Origin of the sequence: Branchiibius cervicis (genome assembly GCF_042661605.1) — a bacterium.
Classification (GTDB): Bacteria; Actinomycetota; Actinomycetes; order Actinomycetales; family Dermatophilaceae; genus Branchiibius; species Branchiibius cervicis.
The window spans coordinates 2,749,540-2,766,763 of the sequence record NZ_JBHSWJ010000002.1 but is presented as its reverse complement, the minus strand read 5'-3'; the positions used below and the strand labels follow the sequence as shown (position 1 = coordinate 2,766,763).

Annotated in this window: 12 protein-coding genes and 2 pseudogenes; 9 read left to right on the top strand and 5 right to left on the bottom strand. The window is 67.2% G+C overall.

From position 1 onward, the window contains the following. Positions 1–312 precede the first annotated feature (312 nt). Positions 313–1,110 (bottom strand): endonuclease NucS domain-containing protein, encoded by a 798-nt coding sequence (locus ACFQBT_RS14345; RefSeq protein ID WP_377823652.1) that lies wholly within the window; start codon positions 1,108–1,110, stop codon positions 313–315. 42 nt (positions 1,111–1,152) lie between these two features. Beyond that, positions 1,153–2,841 carry a DNA/RNA helicase domain-containing protein gene (locus ACFQBT_RS14340; RefSeq protein ID WP_377823650.1) on the bottom strand — a complete coding sequence of 563 codons (1,689 nt, stop codon included), beginning with the start codon at positions 2,839–2,841 and terminating at the stop codon, positions 1,153–1,155. Between the two features lie 788 nt (positions 2,842–3,629). Here ACFQBT_RS14340 and ACFQBT_RS14335 point away from each other — a divergent pair. Beyond that, the gene (locus ACFQBT_RS14335; protein WP_417281788.1) at positions 3,630–6,866 is read left to right on the top strand and encodes a DEAD/DEAH box helicase; all 3,237 of its coding nucleotides are present in this window, start codon (positions 3,630–3,632) and stop codon (positions 6,864–6,866) included. Positions 6,867–7,190: 324 nt separating this feature from the next. Beyond that, the gene (locus ACFQBT_RS14330) at positions 7,191–7,487 is read left to right on the top strand and encodes a HigA family addiction module antitoxin (RefSeq protein ID WP_377823649.1); all 297 of its coding nucleotides are present in this window, start codon (positions 7,191–7,193) and stop codon (positions 7,485–7,487) included. Positions 7,488–7,510: 23 nt separating this feature from the next. On the opposite strand, the gene coaA is transcribed toward ACFQBT_RS14330, so the two are convergent. The 3 genes and pseudogenes from coaA to ACFQBT_RS14315 form a co-directional block, all read right to left on the bottom strand. Further along, positions 7,511–8,479 carry a type I pantothenate kinase gene (gene coaA, locus ACFQBT_RS14325; protein ID WP_377825505.1) on the bottom strand — a complete coding sequence of 323 codons (969 nt, stop codon included), beginning with the start codon at positions 8,477–8,479 and terminating at the stop codon, positions 7,511–7,513. 36 nt (positions 8,480–8,515) lie between these two features. Beyond that, complete coding sequence (locus ACFQBT_RS14320; protein ID WP_377825604.1) at positions 8,516–9,226, bottom strand: tetratricopeptide repeat protein; 711 nt, start codon at positions 9,224–9,226, stop codon at positions 8,516–8,518. A 147-nt stretch (positions 9,227–9,373) separates the two neighbouring features. Continuing rightward, a pseudogene (locus tag ACFQBT_RS14315) lies at positions 9,374–9,532 on the bottom strand (DUF4236 domain-containing protein); the annotation flags it as partial. Between the two features lie 36 nt (positions 9,533–9,568). On the opposite strand from ACFQBT_RS14315, the gene ACFQBT_RS14310 reads away from it, so the two are divergent. The 7 genes and pseudogenes from ACFQBT_RS14310 to ACFQBT_RS14280 all read left to right on the top strand — a co-directional run bounded on the left by ACFQBT_RS14310 (position 9,569) and on the right by ACFQBT_RS14280 (position 17,210). After that, positions 9,569–9,784 (top strand): hypothetical protein, encoded by a 216-nt coding sequence (locus ACFQBT_RS14310; protein ID WP_377823647.1) that lies wholly within the window; start codon positions 9,569–9,571, stop codon positions 9,782–9,784. Between the two features lie 212 nt (positions 9,785–9,996). Next, positions 9,997–11,850: a glutamine--fructose-6-phosphate transaminase (isomerizing) gene (gene glmS / locus ACFQBT_RS14305; protein ID WP_377823645.1), complete on the top strand. Its 1,854-nt coding sequence runs from the start codon at positions 9,997–9,999 to the stop codon at positions 11,848–11,850. Beyond that, entirely contained in the window at positions 11,851–12,204 is a 354-nt protein-coding gene (locus ACFQBT_RS14300) for a holo-ACP synthase (protein WP_377823643.1), read from the top strand. Positions 12,205–12,248: 44 nt separating this feature from the next. Then, positions 12,249–13,334, top strand: a pseudogene (locus ACFQBT_RS14295) (NAD(P)H-hydrate epimerase); the annotation flags it as partial. A gap of 74 nt (positions 13,335–13,408) precedes the next feature. Next, the gene (locus ACFQBT_RS14290) at positions 13,409–13,642 is read left to right on the top strand and encodes an NAD(P)H-hydrate dehydratase (RefSeq protein WP_377823641.1); all 234 of its coding nucleotides are present in this window, start codon (positions 13,409–13,411) and stop codon (positions 13,640–13,642) included. A 68-nt stretch (positions 13,643–13,710) separates the two neighbouring features. Beyond that, positions 13,711–15,294: an ABC transporter ATP-binding protein gene (locus ACFQBT_RS14285; protein WP_377823639.1), complete on the top strand. Its 1,584-nt coding sequence runs from the start codon at positions 13,711–13,713 to the stop codon at positions 15,292–15,294. Beyond that, on the top strand, positions 15,186–17,210 hold the full coding sequence (locus tag ACFQBT_RS14280; RefSeq protein ID WP_377823637.1) for an ATP-binding cassette domain-containing protein: 2,025 nt from the start codon (positions 15,186–15,188) through the stop codon (positions 17,208–17,210). Before ACFQBT_RS14285 ends, ACFQBT_RS14280 begins: the two co-directional genes overlap by 109 nt. Positions 17,211–17,224: the final 14 nt, after the last annotated feature.

Genomic DNA, 17,224 nt, shown 5'->3' with positions numbered 1-17,224 from the left:
TGGTGTGCACGGCAATGCGACGCGTGGTTCAGTCCGGCCAGCCGATTCTGTCTCGAAACTCGACAACTACGGTCGGAGATGCAATCTGCACCAGCACGATCAAGCAGCTCGAGTGCAACCGTGGTGCGCATGGATTTACACTCAGCCGCGAGGGCTATCACGCTTATTAAGTAATAGCCTGTTGCTTGAGAGATCAGCGCGGACCGCAGGTGTTTCGCCGGGGCCGCTAGTTTCGTAAAGCGCGATCGGGTCTGGCGGCCAGGTGTGTCGTGGGTCCTTGTCAGATTGGCCATGTCGGAAGCGGGGCGACCGCTACGGCTTCTCGTAGAGCGCGGCGTTATCAATGTGTAGACGCTCTACCTTCCTAACAGATACTGACATCTCGTACTCAAATAGTTCGACGTCAGGCAGGGTGGCACAGGCGAGCCGGAGGTCGTTGGAGACCTTGCGACAGACGATGATTCCGCGCACGGGTTGGCCCGGATCGGCCAGCTCTGCTCGGACCCAGTTGATGTACCGCAGGATTTGCCCTACGACGCGGTCGTAACCTTTTGACACTTTGAGTTCAAGCACCACGAAACCTCCCGAAGCGTCGACCGCCAGGATGTCAATCCGCCGCCCGTCCCCGGCAGGGTACTCAAAGCCGCGCATACCCTCATCGTCGAACATGCGCATGCCGGACTCGATCAGATGCAGGTTGTCGGCGAGGTAGTTCTGGAGGTCACGTTCCAAAGCAAACTCGGATGACCCCACTGGATCGCTGGAATCGACAGCCCCTTCGTCCGGTGCCTCCGCCTCGGTCGCCGCCGTTTCCGTGGCCGCATGTATTGGCGCCGGGTCCCGGCTCGGGTCGTACCTGCGGTAAACCGCTGGCCCGACCTTGAAGAGTAGATCGTCGGAGCCCCGATGAGGGGAGTAGTTCAGCCGAACGGGATCATTCGTGGCCGCCTTTGCGAGATGCGCACGAACGCTCCCCGGCTTAACCAATGGGTAGTTCTCGTGGAACCACTCGATGGCGTCGCTCGCAGTCAACGTGTCGTCGCCCGTCAGGGCGAGGTCGTTGAGCATGTCGGCGAGCAGGAAGCGAATCGGCTTGTCGTAGAGGCTCACTGAGCCATCCTCTCCGGTTTGATCAAGCTGGGGAAGGGACCGTCACGCCAATGGCGGATGAACGAGGCGCCGCAGCGTCTCGCGGGTCTCCCGGTCCGCCGAGTAGAGCGCTACACCCTGCATGCCACGGGTCAGCAGCACCTTGTAAACGTTCCGGACCAACCGATCGAACTCGTCGTCACTGACCCTTTTCGTGTTCCGGAAATCGGGGTCGCGGTTCTTGGTGCGATCGGTCACCCAGTGGCCCTCACGCAGCACCATGTCCGGCCCGATGATGACGCCAGCGAAGTCGTACTCGAAACCCTGGGCCGTGTAGACGCATCCGACCTGGCCGAAGCCGGCGTCGTCGGAGGCCCACAGCGCTGCCGGCGGAGCACCACCGACGGACCTCTCGCCTTTGAGGTTCCACGGGTGGGACCAGTCACCGATCACGACATCGTTCACCAGCGTGCCGTCGGGGCGGGGATCGCTCCACGGCCAGCAGTACCCGGCCGACAACCGAGCTCCGAAACCCTCGTTGCGATGCCGCTGCATGAGGTGCTCCAACTCGTACGGGGAGTCGACCACCTCGACGTCGAACCGGTCGTCGCCTTCCCACTCGGTCGGTCCTCCCGGGGTGAGTTCGAGCAGCCGCTGCACCCACTCGACGTACGCCGCCGAGCCCCCGCACCGGAACTGGTCCTCCAACCCGATGCGCTGCACCTGGATACCGTGTTCGGCGGCGTACTTTTCGATGTCTTCGACGGTGCCCTGTTCCCCGGGGCGCACCACCTGGAATTCGTCGAGCAGAAAGACGGGCACTCGCGCGGCGGAGAACAACTCGTCCAGTTGGGGCCGGCCCGTGCGGAACGCGGCCTTGGTCCAGCGGTTGGCTGACGTCTCCCGAATACGGTGTGCCTCGTCAAGGATCAAAACGTCCAGGTCGTTGGCCTCCGCGCCCATGAACGAATTGAAGTACTGGAACATCTTCTTGACCGACGACGACCGTGCGCCGGCCACCTTCCGCAGCGTCAGCGTGAACGAGCGAGATCCGGTGGCGTGAAGTACCGCGCGTCCCTGCCGTGAAAGTTCGCCCAACAGCGACAGTGCGATGACGCTCTTGCCGCTCCCCGGGCCGCCGGTGACGATCACTGCGGTCTTCACGTTCTCGCGCCTCGCTCGCTCCACTGCGTGGAGCACGAAGTTGTACGCGTCGGCTTGTTCGTCAAGAAGAGTGAACATCTCCCGTCGCTGCACTTCTTCGGCGGCAACGGTCAGGAGTTGGCGCGAGGGAGCGATCCGGCTGTGCATCAGTTCGTCCGCAAACGCGGCTCCGGATGCGTCAGGTGCGAACCGCGTGCGCAGGTAATCAACGAACGCTCCGCGTCGTTCGCCGGTGAACAGCCGTCCGTGTTCATCTTCCGGCGTCTGGAAGAGGTCACGGACTCCCGAGTCGGTTGCGTTGTGCAGGTAGGCGACTCCGCTGACCGAGTCGGCGCGATCTGCTAGGACCGTCGTGAAGTCGACGAGGTACTCCCGGTAGTGCCGGACCTGTTCCAGCGGGTGGGTAACCGGTCGGTGTCCGTACGCCTCGATGGAGACCAGGTTGGGGTCTCCCTCGTACGTGGTCGCGTCACTCCACTGTTTGAGCTCGACGATGACGTAAGACGGGCCACCGGTTCGTAGGTGCTGACCGACGAGTACGACGTCTGCGCGTTTGCTGGTCAACGGGAGTTGATACTCGATGAGCATCTCGACGCCACCGAGACCAGCTGAAATGAGGTCGGCGCGAAGGGCTGGGATGCTCCGGCTCCACGAGTGACGTTCAGAAGGCGAAGGCCGGTGCCCGGTGGTAATCGTCATCTGCTCCGCCAAGTGCTTCACGAGCCATTCCTCGTGACCCGATAAAGCCTCGGCGGTGGTGCGGTACAGCGTCACAGAACAGGTCCCCAGGCAGCACGAAGTACTCCGTGCGGGTGGGGGCATGTCCTGGAGTGGAAGCCCGTCGGGCCGCGATTACTGTCCGCACTCTAGCTTCGCTTGGCCGGGGCCTCCACACCACGGCGCAGCCCTCGGCGTCGTGTTCGTAGAAAGCACCGCGTGCCGGCGCTTCGAACGGTGCGCATCGCTGCACGATCATCGGATCACCGTGGACAACGGTGCACCCCGGTGCTGCAGGTGGCGTGCACGAAGTCGGTGCTACCCGGAGGGGAGCACCGATCAGACAAGGGTGCTCTGTGCGCGGACGCGCACACCTTGGTTGACGCCGGGCAACTCTTGGTCGAGGTTCGCGGCGGCGACGAGTGAGCTCTAACTCTCGAGCAATCAGGCAATCGGCGGCTGGTGCGATGAACGTGAGGGATTCGCCGCCTGGTCTTCGCCCATGGCACGTGTAGGCCGAGGCGGGCCTTCTCGGACGACCCAACGACACCAAGTTCAGTGTGGCGAGCTAGGTCTTGGCGCCGGGGTATCGATTAAGCACGGTCGAAACTTGGACACCTTGGCCGACGATTTGTCCGTTGGCATGGGAGGCTCCCACCGTGAGCCCAGGTGAAGTCAACGAGGTGGCCGTAGGGCTGTATGAGTCCCTGGCGACTCGCTCGCTCGAGGCCAAGGTCGCGATGCACCCAGATCTGGTCGCGGCGTACGGCAGCGTCGACGACGCGGACCAGGCCGAGGTCCTGGGCCGGCACGTGCGGGACGTCGTACAACGGGCCCTTGCTGGCGAGCGTGACCCGGCGCGGCGGCTCGCCATCGTGAACCGGATCGTGGAATCCATCGATGACGCCCAACAAGAGGTCAGCGCCGCTCGGCAGCTGCTCTCTCTGAGCGTGCCGGAGGGCCCGGGCCGCCTGCCGATCGACGGACGGCGCCCGGTCACTCCGCTCTCGGATGCGGCCCTGCTGACTAACGCGCACGGCGAGCCCGGAGTCGGCGCTGAGCTACGCAACGAGTTACCCAGTGCGGACGCGGTCGACGCGATCATCGCCTTCGTCAGGTGGTACGGGCTCCGGCTGCTCGAGCCGGAACTCAAGCTCGTCGAGGAACGCGGTGTGCCTCTGCGGATCATCACCACGACGTACATGGGCGCCACAGAGCGTGCGGCTCTGGACCGGCTGGTGCGCGACTTCTCCGCACAGGTCAAGGTGCAGTACGACGCGCAGCGCACCCGATTGCACGCCAAGTCGTGGATCTTCCGGCGGGACAGCGGCTTTGACACCGCCTACGTCGGCTCGTCGAACCTGTCGCGGGCCGCGCTCCTCGACGGCGTCGAGTGGAACGTGCGCCTGTCCAACGTCGCCACGCCGACCATCATGCAGAAGGCGCGCGCGACCTTCGATAGTTACTGGGCTGACCCGACCTTCGAGTCGTACGAACCGGACCGTGATCGCGATCGACTGGACGACGCGCTCGCGGAGGCCTCCGGGCGGCGTACACACGACAGGGTCACCATCTCCCTCTCCGGCTTGGAAGTTCAGCCCTATCCGTTCCAAGCGGAGATGCTCGAGGAGCTCGCGGTGGCCCGGCAGGTGCACGACCGGCACCGCAATCTGGTCGTCGCCGCGACCGGCACCGGCAAGACCGTGATCGCCGCCCTGGACTACCGCGGGCTGTGCCATGACCTCGGGCGCCGGCCCCGTTTGCTCTTCGTGGCCCACCGACGGGAGATCTTGACCCAGACTCTGCGCACCTACCGCGAAGTGCTGCAGGATCCGAACTTCGGTGAGCTCTACGTCGGTGGCGCGCGACCCGAGCGCTGGGAGCACGTATTCGCCTCGGTGCAGTCCTTGACGTCGTACGACGTAGCGAACCTGCCGCCCGATGCGTTCGAGGTCGTGGTGATCGACGAGTTCCACCACGCCGAAGCGCCGACGTACCGCGCAATCCTCGACCACTTGAACCCGCTTGAACTGCTCGGCCTGACCGCGACGCCGGAGCGCGCCGACGGAGTAGACCTGCGCGACTACTTCGATGGTCACGTTGCCGCCGAGCTGCGACTGTGGGACGCCCTCGCCGCAGACCTGCTGACGCCCTTCCACTACTTCGGCATTGCCGATGGCACCGACCTCAGCCAGATCGAATGGAGTCGCGGCGGCTACGACACCGCTGACCTCGAACGGGTCTACACCGGCAACCATGCGCGTGCGGCCCTGGTGCTTAGAGCACTTGACGACAAGATCGGCGACCTGCGGCACATGAAGGCGCTGTGCTTCTGTGTCTCGGTCGCGCATGCGCAGTTCATGGCTGACCAGTTCAACCGCGCCGGCATCAGCGCAGCAACCGTCGTGGGCACCACCGGCGATGACGACCGCCGTGATCGCGTCCGTGCGCTCGCCGAGGGCCGCTTGCAGGCACTGATGACTGTCGATGTCTTCAACGAGGGCATCGACGTGCCGGAGATCGACGCCGTGCTCTTCCTGCGTCCGACCGAGAGCGCCACGGTCTTTCTGCAACAACTCGGTCGTGGGTTGCGCCGGATGGAGGGCAAGCCGGTGCTGACGGCGCTGGACTTCGTTGGCCATCACCGCAAGGAGTTCCGCTTCGATCGCCGGCTCGTTGCGATGACGGGCAGCACGCGAGCGGGATTGATCGAGGGTGTCGAGACGGACTTCCCCTTCCTGCCGGCCGGCACGCAGATCGTCCTCGACCGCGCGAGCAAGGACGCGGTCCTGGAGAACATCCGGGCCAACGTCGCCACCCGCTGGGACAACATCCGGGCGGAGTTGCGCGCCCACCCCACCTCCAGCCTGGGTCAGTTCCTGCACGACTCCGGGGTCGAGCTGTCTGACGTGGTGAAGGAGGGCCGCTCCTGGGCGCGGCTACGGCGCGAGGTGGGAGTCGACGTACCTGCTGGTGGTCCAGGAGAAGCCGCACTGCTCAAACGAGTTCGCGCCCTCACGCACGTCGATGACCCAGACCGGGCCACCGCCTACCTGACGTGGCTCGGCGACGAAGCCCCGGCGTACGGCGATGCGGACGCTGACCTGCAGGCGTACGGCCGGATGCTCACCTTCTCCCTCTGGCCGGACGGCGGTGGGTTCAGCACGTACGACGAGGCGCTGGCCGCCCTGCGCAGCGAACCTGCCGCCCGCCAGGACCTGCGGTCCGTCATCGAGCTCGGGCTGGCCGGCGCGCAACGGGTCACCTCGGCGCTGGCCGGCAGGGCCCTTCGCGTGCACGGTCGCTACACCCGCGAGGAGATCCTGGCGGGGCTCGGCCACGCCGAGCTGGACGGGCTGAAACCGAAGTCGTTCCAGTCGGGGGTCTTCTTCGCGAAGGCCGCGAACACCGACGCGTTCCTGGTCACGCTGCGTAAGTCGGACGCGCAGTATTCGCCGACCACGATGTACAACGACTACGCGGTCAACCGGGAGCTCTTCCACTGGGAGTCGCAGAACTCGACGTCGCTGGCCTCACCGGTCGGGCAGCGGTACGTGCACCACGCCGAACGCGGCTCGAGCGTGGTGCTATTCGTGCGCGAACGCAAGGTCTCCGAGTTCGGTGCGGGCGCGCCGTACCTATGTCTCGGACAGGCGACCTACGTGTCGCACCGGGGGAGCGGCCGATGGCCATCACCTGGCGGCTGGCTACGCCGATGCCCACGGCCGACTTCGAGGCGGCCAAGGTCGTCGCGTAGGGCCCGCACTCGGCCTGCTGCCTGTCGGTGGTCACGCATACGGTCACGGCATGCCTGTCGCCCGCCGGGTCGCCGCGAATCGAGAGAGGGCCTTGCGCCCCTGGTCGGTTGCGGGCACGGTATCGTTTCGCGATACTGACGTATAACGTTAGTAGCATCTGGTGATCCAATCCTTCAAGGACTCCGAGACGGAGAAGGTGTGGAACCGAGTACGCGTCAGATCGTTGGGGCCGGAGTTGCAGCGAGCCGCCCAGAAAAAGCTGCGTCTCCTCAACGCCGCTACCGAGCTGAACAGTCTGCGGGTGCCACCGGGGAACCGACTCGAGTAGCTCGTTGGGAAGCGCGCTGGACAGTATTCGATCCGCATCAATGACCAGTACCGGATCTGCTTCGGCTGGACGGACGGCGGCCCAACAGACGTAGAGATCGCCGACTATCACTGAAGAAAGGGTGAGGAAAGCGGATGACCAAGGCGCACGAGCCGATCACCCCTGGAGAGATTCTCCGGACGGAGTTCCTCGAACCGCTCGGGATCACGCAGTACCGCCTCGCTCAGGCGACCGGTCTCTCCCAGACGCGGATCAGTGAGATCGTTCGGGGCAAGCGCGCCATCACGACCGACACGGCGCTGAGGCTGGCGAAGGCACTAGGAGTCGACGACCGTTTCTGGATCAACATCCAGACCGACTACGACCTGGAGCTCGAGCGCGACCTGCACGCCGACGACTTGGCCAAGGTCATCACCCTGGTCGCTAGCTGATCCGTTGCGGTCAGGTGTGGTGCTCAGAGCTTGCGCAGGCGCACCCGGCGTACGGCGTGGTCCGGACCCTTCGTCAACACCAGGGAGGCGCGGCCACGGGTGGGCAGAATGTTCTCGGCCAGGTTCGGGGCGTTGATCGAGTCCCAGATGCCCTCGGCGATCTGCACGGCTTCGGCGTCCGAGAGGGACGCGAACCGGTGGAAGTAGGACTGGGGGTCGGCGAAGGCGGTCTTGCGCAGGGAGAGGAACCGGTCGACGTACCAGCGCTGGATGTCGTTCTCGTGCGCGTCGACGTAGACGGAGAAGTCGAAGTAGTCCGACACCGCCATCGCTCCGCCGCGGGAGCCGGGCACGGCGGGGGAGGGTTGCAGCACGTTCAGCCCCTCCACGATCAGCACGTCGGGCCGCTCCACGGTGACGAACGAACCGGGCACGATGTCGTAGGTCAGGTGCGAGTAGACCGGCGCGGACACCGACGGCGAGCCGGCCTTCACTTCGGCGACGAACCTGATCAGCGCTCGCCGGTCGTACGACTCGGGAAAACCCTTGCGGTCCAACAGCCCTCGTCGTGACAGCTCCGCGTTCGGCATCAGGAACCCGTCCGTCGTGATCAGCGACACCGACGGCGTGTCCGGCCACCGCGACAGCAACTCCTGCAGGATGCGGGCCGTGGTCGATTTGCCGACCGCGACCGATCCGGCGACGCCGATCACGAAGGGCACCTTCGCCGGTGACTCGCGCAGGAAGTCGCTGGTCACCTTGTGCAGCCCGGCGGTCGCGCCCACGTAGAAATTCAGCAAGCGCGATAACGGCAAATAGACCTCTTCGACCTCGGCCATGTCCAGGCGCTCACCCAAACCCCGCAGCCGGCGTACGTCCTGATCGTCCAGGCTCATTGGGTGCGCGTCACGCAAGTGCGACCAGGCCGCACGGTCCAGCTCGACGTACGGCGAGGGGATCGGGTGACCGTTAGGACGTGACACGCGCGACAGCCTAACGGCGGGCGTCCGACTAGCGACGCGTACCGGCTAGCTCGCCTGCTCCATAAGCTCCGTGAGTCCTGGATAGTCGCTGGTCTCGGCCAGAATGCGCTCGAGATCCTTGCGAGCCATTGCCTTTTTGCCTTCTGCCAGGTAGGTCCGTGCCCGTTCCAGCCAAGCGAGACGACGAATGGCCGGGTCACGTTTGCTCGACTTGAGCGCCTCCTTGAATGCTGCGCGAGCGGCGGTGTAGTTGTGTGTTTCCCGGAACGCCACGCCGCGGAGCGTCAGCAAAAGTGCACTGGGATCGTCCACATTCGCAATCTCATTGGTGAGATCAATGACCTCCTCCTGCCGGCCAGCCTCGGAGTAAAGCTCAGCGAGACTGACAGCCGAGATGAACGATGGTTCTAGTGCTTCGACCACTGCTATAGCGCCGTCCAGGTCTCCGACTCCCTGCAGTAGTTCCGCCAGTGCCAGTCCCACGGCGTCTTTTGTGAGCGGCATTGTGGCGGTGACCCCGGCAGCGACGCCAAGCGTCAGGGTGCTCGCGGACATGTACTTCCTGACGAAGCGGTCGGACTCGAACGAGCCGGGGTACGACCATAGCCAGGTGAGTAGCTCGCGTGCGCGGTCATAGGACTGCCGCTGATAAGCAAACATCCCTTCGAGCAACGCGGCAGCCACTTGCGCGTCGGGCCACGACCGCGCGACTTCCGCGACTTTGTCAGGATCTCCAGTTTGCATCGCCGTGAACAACTTCTTCTCCCACCGAGGCGCCATAAGGCCGGGCTTCGTCGACGGTTTCGCAACAGCGGAGGTTGGTGCTGCGTTGACCGCCTGTGTAGACGACTTGGATTTAGTGTTTCCCTTCTTGGTCCCGCCGCTAGATTTCGTGTAGCGAACACCTGTGCCCGGGACGCCCGCGGTCGTTGTCGTGCGGCCGGAAGAGCTACGGGTGATGCGTGCTCCTGGAACACCGACCGAAGTGGACACCCCGGACTTGGATACGGTCATTCGGACGCCGGGCACAATCTTGAAACTCTTCCGCGCGGTAAATCCCATTCGTCAACACTGCCACTTTTGACCAACGTTCACCATGTGCGTACCCGGCGTCACACCCGTGGCACCAGACGGCTACCACAAGGTGTCTCGGCGGCATCCGGGGAGCCGGCCGCTTCAGCGATCAACTTTTCGCACACCGGGGCCGCGATCGCCGACGGGATGACGGTGGCCGTCTCCAGCGCCCGGCAGATCAAGGTCAAGGCGAGTTCGCCGGTGCACGTGATCGTTGACGTGACGGGAGTGATCGGCTGAGCCCCGCATGGGACGTCGCAAGCTGAGCTCTTGATCCTGCCCATCCGGGGGCAACACATCGAAGCCGACCAAACTGTATAACGCTCGCGGGGCCACGGTTTGGCAGCTGATGGTTAACCGGAGCGCATCGGGTTAACCATGAGACGCCAAACCGTCGGCGCGAATGAGCGACGTCCACGGAGCATCGCCTCGCACCGCCTACCCTTGTCCCCATGTGCGGAATCGTGGGCTACGTCGGGCCGACCACCAACACCAAGGCGCTCGAGGTGGTCATGGAGGGCCTCGCGCGCCTGGAATACCGCGGCTACGACTCCGCCGGCGTCGCCCTCGTCGGCGACGAGGCCGTCTTCATCCGCAAGAAGGCGGGCAAGTTGGCCAACCTGGTCGCCGACATCGACCAGTACCCACTGCGTGATTCCCGTACGGCGATCGGCCACACCCGCTGGGCCACCCACGGCGGCCCGACGGACGTCAACGCCCACCCGCACCGCGGCGGCACCGACGGCAAACTCGCCCTCATCCACAACGGCATCGTCGAGAACTTCGCCGTCCTGCGCGACGAACTGCAGGCCCAGGGCGTGCAGTTCAAGTCCGAGACCGACACCGAGGTCGTCGCCCAACTGCTCGGCACCCTTTACGACGGTGACCTGACCGAGGCCATGCGCAAGACCGTCGCCCGCCTCGAAGGCGCCTTCACCCTGCTCGCGGTGCACGCCGACCAGCCCGACGTTGTCGTCGGCGCCCGCCGCAACTCCCCGCTGGTCGTCGGCCTCGGCGAGGGCGAGAACTTCCTCGGCTCCGACGTCGCCGCTTTCATCGGCTACACCCGCGAAGCCCTCGAGCTCGAGCAGGACCAGATCGTCACCATCACCCCGGACGGCGCGACGGTCATCAACTTCGACGGCACCCCCGCCACCGGCAAGCCCTTCCACGTCGACTGGGACGCGGCGGCCGCCGAGAAGGGCGGCTACGCGACGTACATGGAGAAGGAGATCTTCGACCAGCCGCAGGCCGTCGCCGACACCCTCCTGGGCCGCAGCACCCCGTCCGGTGACCTGCAGCTGGACGACATGCGCATCACCGAGGAGCAACTCGCTGCCGTCGACCGGGTGACGATCGTGGCCTGCGGCACCGCGGCGTACGCCGGGATGGTCGCCAAGTACGCCATCGAGCACTGGGCGCGGATCCCCGTGGAGGTGTCGTTGGCGCACGAATTCCGCTACTGCGACCCGATCGCCGACGAGAAGACGTTGGTCGTCTCGATCAGCCAGTCCGGCGAGACCATGGACACCCTGATGGCCGTCAAGCATGCCCGCGACCTCGGCGCGCTGACCCTGTCGATCTGCAACACGCATGGTTCGACCATCCCGCGCGAATCCGACGCGGTCCTCTACACCCACGCCGGCCCCGAGATCGCGGTCGCCTCCACCAAGGCCTTCCTCGGGCAGATCACCGCCTGCTACATCCTCGGCCTCTACCTGGCCCAGCTGAAGGGCGGCTCCTACGCCGAGGACGCCAAGCAGGTCATCGCCGAACTGCAGGACGTCCCCTCGAAAATCGCGGCCGTCCTGTCCGATGTGGGCCGGGTCCGCGAGGTCGCCCGTTTCATGGCCGACACGCGCAGCGTCCTCTTCCTCGGCCGGCACGTCGGCTACCCGATCGCGATGGAGGGCGCCCTGAAGCTGAAGGAGCTGGCCTACATCCACGCCGAGGGCTTCGCCGCCGGTGAGCTCAAGCACGGCCCCATCGCGCTGATCGAGCCGGGCCAGCCCGTTTTCATCGTGGTGCCCGGCCCGGACACCCCGCACGGACTGCACGGCAAGGTCGTCTCCAACATCCAGGAGATCCGCGCCCGCGGCGCCCGCACCCTGGTCATCGCCGAGGAAGGCGACTCCAGCGTCGACGAATTCGCCGACGAGGTCTTCCGCGTGCCGCACACCTCACCGATGCTGCAACCGTTGCTGACCGTGCTGCCGCTGCAGGTCTTCGCCCTCGAACTGTCCACCGCCAAGGGCCTGGACGTCGACCAGCCGCGCAACCTGGCCAAGTCCGTCACGGTCGAATAGATGATCCTCGGGGTCGGCATCGACGTCACCTCGGTCAACCGCTTCGCGGAGGCCCTTGAACGTACGCCGGCCCTCGCCGACCGCGTCCTCGTCGCCTCCGAGCGGACCATGCCCATGCATTCGCTGGCCGGGCGATTTGCCGCCAAAGAGGCGCTCGCCAAGGCCCTCGGCGCCCCCGGTGACCTCGCCTGGCACGACGCCGTCGTGGTCACCACCCCCGCCGGGCAGCCCTTATGGGAGTTGTCCGGTACCGTCGCGGCACGTATGACTGCCTTGGGTGCCACCACCGCGCACCTGTCGATCTCGCACGACGCCGGGATCGCCACCGCCATCGTGATTGTGGAGGGCCCGTGATCCACGCGTATTCGGTCGATGACGTCCGCGCCGCCGAGGCCGCGATGCCGGAGCTAGCGACCGGTGAGCTCATGCAACGCGCCTCGCAAGGGGTCGCCGAAGTGGCCGCCGCGCGACTGGAGGAACTCGAAGGCTCCTCGGTCGTCGTACTCGCCGGTCCCGGCGGCAACGGCGGGGACGCGCTGTTCGCCGGGTCCTTCCTCGCCGCCGACTTCGACGTGGTCGCGATCCTCACCGGATCCGGCGCGCACGAGCCGGCGATCAACGCTGCGCACGACGCGGGAGTCGTTGTGTTGGAAGCGGATTCGCCGTCCGCCCGGTCCGCGCTGGAGGAGGCCGACCTGGTCATCGACGGCATGACCGGTATCGGCGGCCGCCCCGGCCTGCCGCCGGGCACCTCCGCCCTGGTCGACGCCATCGGCGACGACGCCTATCTGCTGTCGATCGACCTGCCCTCGGGCGCTGACCCGGCGGGGTTGGTCGCCTCCGATTGCGTGTACGCCGATGAGACCGTGACCTTCTCCCTGCCCAAACCGGTGCACCTGCTGCCCGCGACCGAGGCCGCCTGTGGGCTGCTCACCGTCGTCGACATCGGGTTGGCCGAGCCGGGGCGCGCGGCCGTTTCGCGGCTCACCTTCGCCGACGTCGCCTCGCTGTGGCCCACGCCGGGCCCGGACGACGACAAGTACTCACGCGGCGTACTCGGAGTCGTCTCCGGCGGGGAGCACTACACCGGCGCCGCGCTGATGGGCGTGACGGCGGCGGTCACGGCCGGGGTCGGGATGGTGCGGTACGTCGGACCGGAAGCCCCGACCAACCTGCTGCGGGCCGCGGTGCCGGAGGCGGTCTTCGGGCAGGGCCGGGTGCAGGCCTGGCTGATCGGCTCGGGGATGGACTGGGACGACGCGTCCGAGGAGCAGAAGCGCGTGATCGGCGACGCCCTGGCCTCCGACCTGCCGGTCGTCGTCGACGCCGGGGGACTGGACGCGCTGACGCGGCCGCGTTCGGCGCACACGCTGATCACGCCGCACGCGGGCGAATTGCTGCGCCTGGGGCGACGGGTGCTGGACGAGCACTTGCCGGACAGCTGGGTCCAGGATGCGCCGGTGGCGGCTGCCCGCAAGGTCGCGGACGCGCTCGATGTGGCGGTGCTGCTCAAGGGCTCGGTGACGATCGTGGTACCCCCACCCACACCGGACTGCCCGTGCACTCCCAGGCCGACGGCCCGTCGTGGCTGGCCACCGCCGGCTCGGGCGATGTGCTCGCGGGCATCTGCGGTGCGCTCATGGCCGGCGGGGTCCCGCCGCTGGGCGCCGGCTCACTCGCAGCGCTGGTGCACGGTGTCGCCGCCCACGACGCCAACCCCGGCGGCCCGATCCGGGCCATGGACATCGCGCACCAGGTGGGTCGCACGGTGGCGAGGTTGCTGAGCCGCTGACTCGCGTTCGTCGCGGGGAAATATTGATTCGCTGACTGTCGGTGGCTCGCCGTACCGTTGAGCAAGCCATGACCGTCACCGCCACGCCGCCGCAGACCACCTCGCCCGAACCCGCCGCAGACCCTTCGCGCCGGGTCGATCTGGGCCGTCTGCGCAGCGCCTGGGGGATCGCCGCGTTGGTCTTCCTGGCCATCGCGGTCATCGGTCAGACCCTCGGCACGGTCGTCGCCGGACACCTCGCGACCAACCCCACCGCAACGCTGGTCTGGCTGCTCGCGATCTGTGTCGCCGGCGGCGCAATCCTCGACACCGCAGGGCGATTTACCTGGGCGGCGGTCGTCGACCGCGCCGAGGGGCGGCTGCGCGAAGACCTGCTCGACGCGGCGCTGCACCAACCCCTGTCGGCGCTGAACGAGCAAGCCGTCGGTGAAGTCCTCGACCGCGTCGACGACGACACCCACGAGGTCGGCAACCTGGCCCGGCGCGAGTCGTGGGGCTTGATGCGGACCCTGTTCGGTCTGCTGCCGATGTGGATCGTGGCAGGCATCACCTGGTGGCCGGCTGCGATCCTCTTCCCGATCGTCGGGGTCGCGGTGTTCCTCGCGATCCGTCCGCTGCTGAGCCAGATCGCCGAGGGCAAGGTCATCGAGGAAATGGCCTGGACCGACCACGCCGCCGCCCTCGAGGAGGGCATTGCCGGAGCCGACGACCTGCGTACGTCGCTCGGCCAGTCGTTCGCCGTCCGGCGACTCGCGGGACTGTCGGCCAAGGTGCACGACCGCTTCTTCAAGGTCGTCACCATCGAGGGCCGGCTGATCCGCCGCACCGGCTTGATCGCCTACGGGTTCCTGGCGCTGACCGGTGTCGTCGGTGTGGCCCTGGTCAGCAGCGATCACCTGTCGCTGGGCGAATTGGTGACGCTGTTCCTGGTCACGACCACCTTCGTCGCACAGATCGACCAGACCGCCCACCACTTGCCCGACCTGCAGGCCGGTCTCGGTGCCGTCATCCGGCTGCGTCAGATGCTGGCCGTCGCGCCCGAGCCCTCCGGCGGTGTGCCCGTGCCCGAGGGCGGCCTGTCGATCGACGTCCACGGGCTCGACTTCAGCTACGGCAGCGGGTCGTTCGGACTGCACGATGTCAACCTGCACGTGCCCGCCGGTGACACCATCGCCCTAGTCGGCCGCACCGGATCGGGCAAGTCCACGCTGGCCTCGTTGCTGTCGCGAGCCGTCGAAGCGCCGATCGGCACCGTCTTCCTCGGCGGCGTCGACATCGTCGATCTGGACCTGCAGCAACTGCGCTCCAGCGTGGGCGTGGTCACCCAGCGCACCGAGATCCTGGCCGGCACCCTGGCCGACAACATCACCCTCTTCACCGAGTTGCCCCGCGCCAGCGTCCAGGACGCGGTCGACCGCCTCGGCCTGACCGACTGGGTCGAGGGCCTGTCCGACGGTCTCGACACGCTGCTCGGTCCGGGCGGCACGGCGCTGTCAGCGGGGAGGAGCAGCTGGTCGCCTTCGCGCGGCTGCTGGTCCGCAACGTGCAGGTCGTCGTCCTGGACGAGGCCACCGCCCGGATGGACCCCGTCACCGAAGCACGCGTCGTGGCCGCCGCGGACCGTCTCATCGCCGGCCGCACCGGTGTCCTGATCGCACACCGCCTCGGCACCATCGAGCGAGCCCGTCTGGTGGCGGTGCTCGACGGTGGCCGGGTGGTCCAGCAAGGCGTGCGGGCCGAGTTGGCCCAGCAGCCGGGACCGTTGCGCGACCTGGTGCTGGCCAGTGCCGCGGTCGAGACCGAGCCCGCCGAACGCCCCCGTGACGTGGGCGGATTGGTGGCCACTCGGCGTACGACGGAGCCTCCTCCCGCCCCCGAGGTCGGCACCGGCCCATCCCTGGCCAAAGGCATCGCGCACGCACTGGTCGTGCGGCCCGAGTGGGGCCTCATCGCAATCGGGATGTTCCTGATCTCCGCGATCTGCGGCGGCCTGGGCGCCGGAACCGGCTGGATCTGGGGCAACATCGTCCAGGACCTGCAGGACGGCGACACCCCGTCGTGGCTGCTGGTGGCGCTGGTGGCCTGCCTGGCGATCGGGGTTTTCACTCTGGTCTCGGCGATCAAGCGCTACCCCCGCTGGTGGATCGAGATCCTGCTGCGCGTGCGGATGTCCGTGCTGGTCGGGCAGACCGCCCAGCACCGCCTGCCCAAGACCCCGCCCGGTGAAGTGGTCGCCCGGGCGATGGATGCCGACCGTTATGCGCGGTACGCCGATCGCTGGGTCGACTTCGTCAACGGCCTGGCCATCGCGCTGGTGACGGCCCTGTTCGCCGGGACCTGGGTCGCCGGTGCCGTGCTGCTGATCGTCATGATCGCCTCGGCGCTGGCCTCTGCCCTGGGACGCCCCGTCGCCGGTCGCTCGGCGGCGCGCGCCTCGGCCGCCCGCGCCTCGTTCGGCCGGTCGCTGGTCTCTGCCCTGGACTCGGCGCGCACCATCAAACTGGCCGGCCGGATCCCGCAGATCCACCGCCACCTGCGCAAGGTCGACGGCGGCCGCGTCGAAGCAGCCGTCTTCGAGCACCGGGTCCAGGCGTTGCTGGACGGGGTGCCGATCCTGATGGTGCAACTCGGCGTCGTCGCTGCCTGGGCGGCCTACCTCGCCGGGTGGTGGGGCCTGGCCACGGCCATCCTGGTGGCCAACGCCGTGAACGGATTCGACTGGTTCGGCCGGGTCGCGGGCTCCGTGGTGACGGAGGCTCCGGGCACCCGGGCCTGGCAGAAGGCGACCTCCCGCTACGCCGGCGGTGCCGACCTGATGGATCTGCCGCCGGGGGTTGACCTGCTCACCGGGGAAGCGCCCGGCGCGCCCGAGGTCGAGCGAATTCCGCTGCGGGAGTTGACCCTTCGTGACGTGACCGCGCTGCACGACGACGGCACGATCGGCGTCACCGGGGTCAATCTGACCGTCGAGCGCGGCGAGTTGGTGCTGCTGCTCGGTCAGGTCGGCTCGGGCAAATCGAGCCTGCTGAAGTCGCTCGCGGGCCTGCTGCCGCACACCGGCTCCATCCAGTGGAACGGCGTCGAGGTCCAGGACGCCGAGCTCTTCCTGCGGCCCGGGCAGGTCGCCTACGTGGGGCAGATTCCGCGGGTGCTGTCGGGGACGTTCGATGACAACGTGCGCCTCGGTTTCGATCGCGACTTCGAGCAGCCGGCCGATGATGCGCGGTTGTCGCGGGACGTGGCGGACGCTGGTGGTGCCTCGGCGCTGGTCGGGCACCGCGGTGTGCGACTGTCCGGTGGGCAGGTGCAGCGCTTGGCGTTGGCCCGGGCCCTCGCCGCGGATGCGGAGTTGCTGCTGGCCGACGACGTCTCCAGTGCGCTGGACGCGGCCACCGAGATCGAGTTGTGGACCGCGCTGCGCTCGCGCCAGATGACCGTCATCGGCTCGACGTCGAAGCGATCGGCGCTGGAGCGGGCCGATCGGGTGGTCGTCCTGGTGGACGGCACGTTGGCGGACGTCGGGCCGTGGCGTGAGTTGTCGACGCGTTGGGGTCACCTCGCGGGCTGAGAGCCGGAACGATT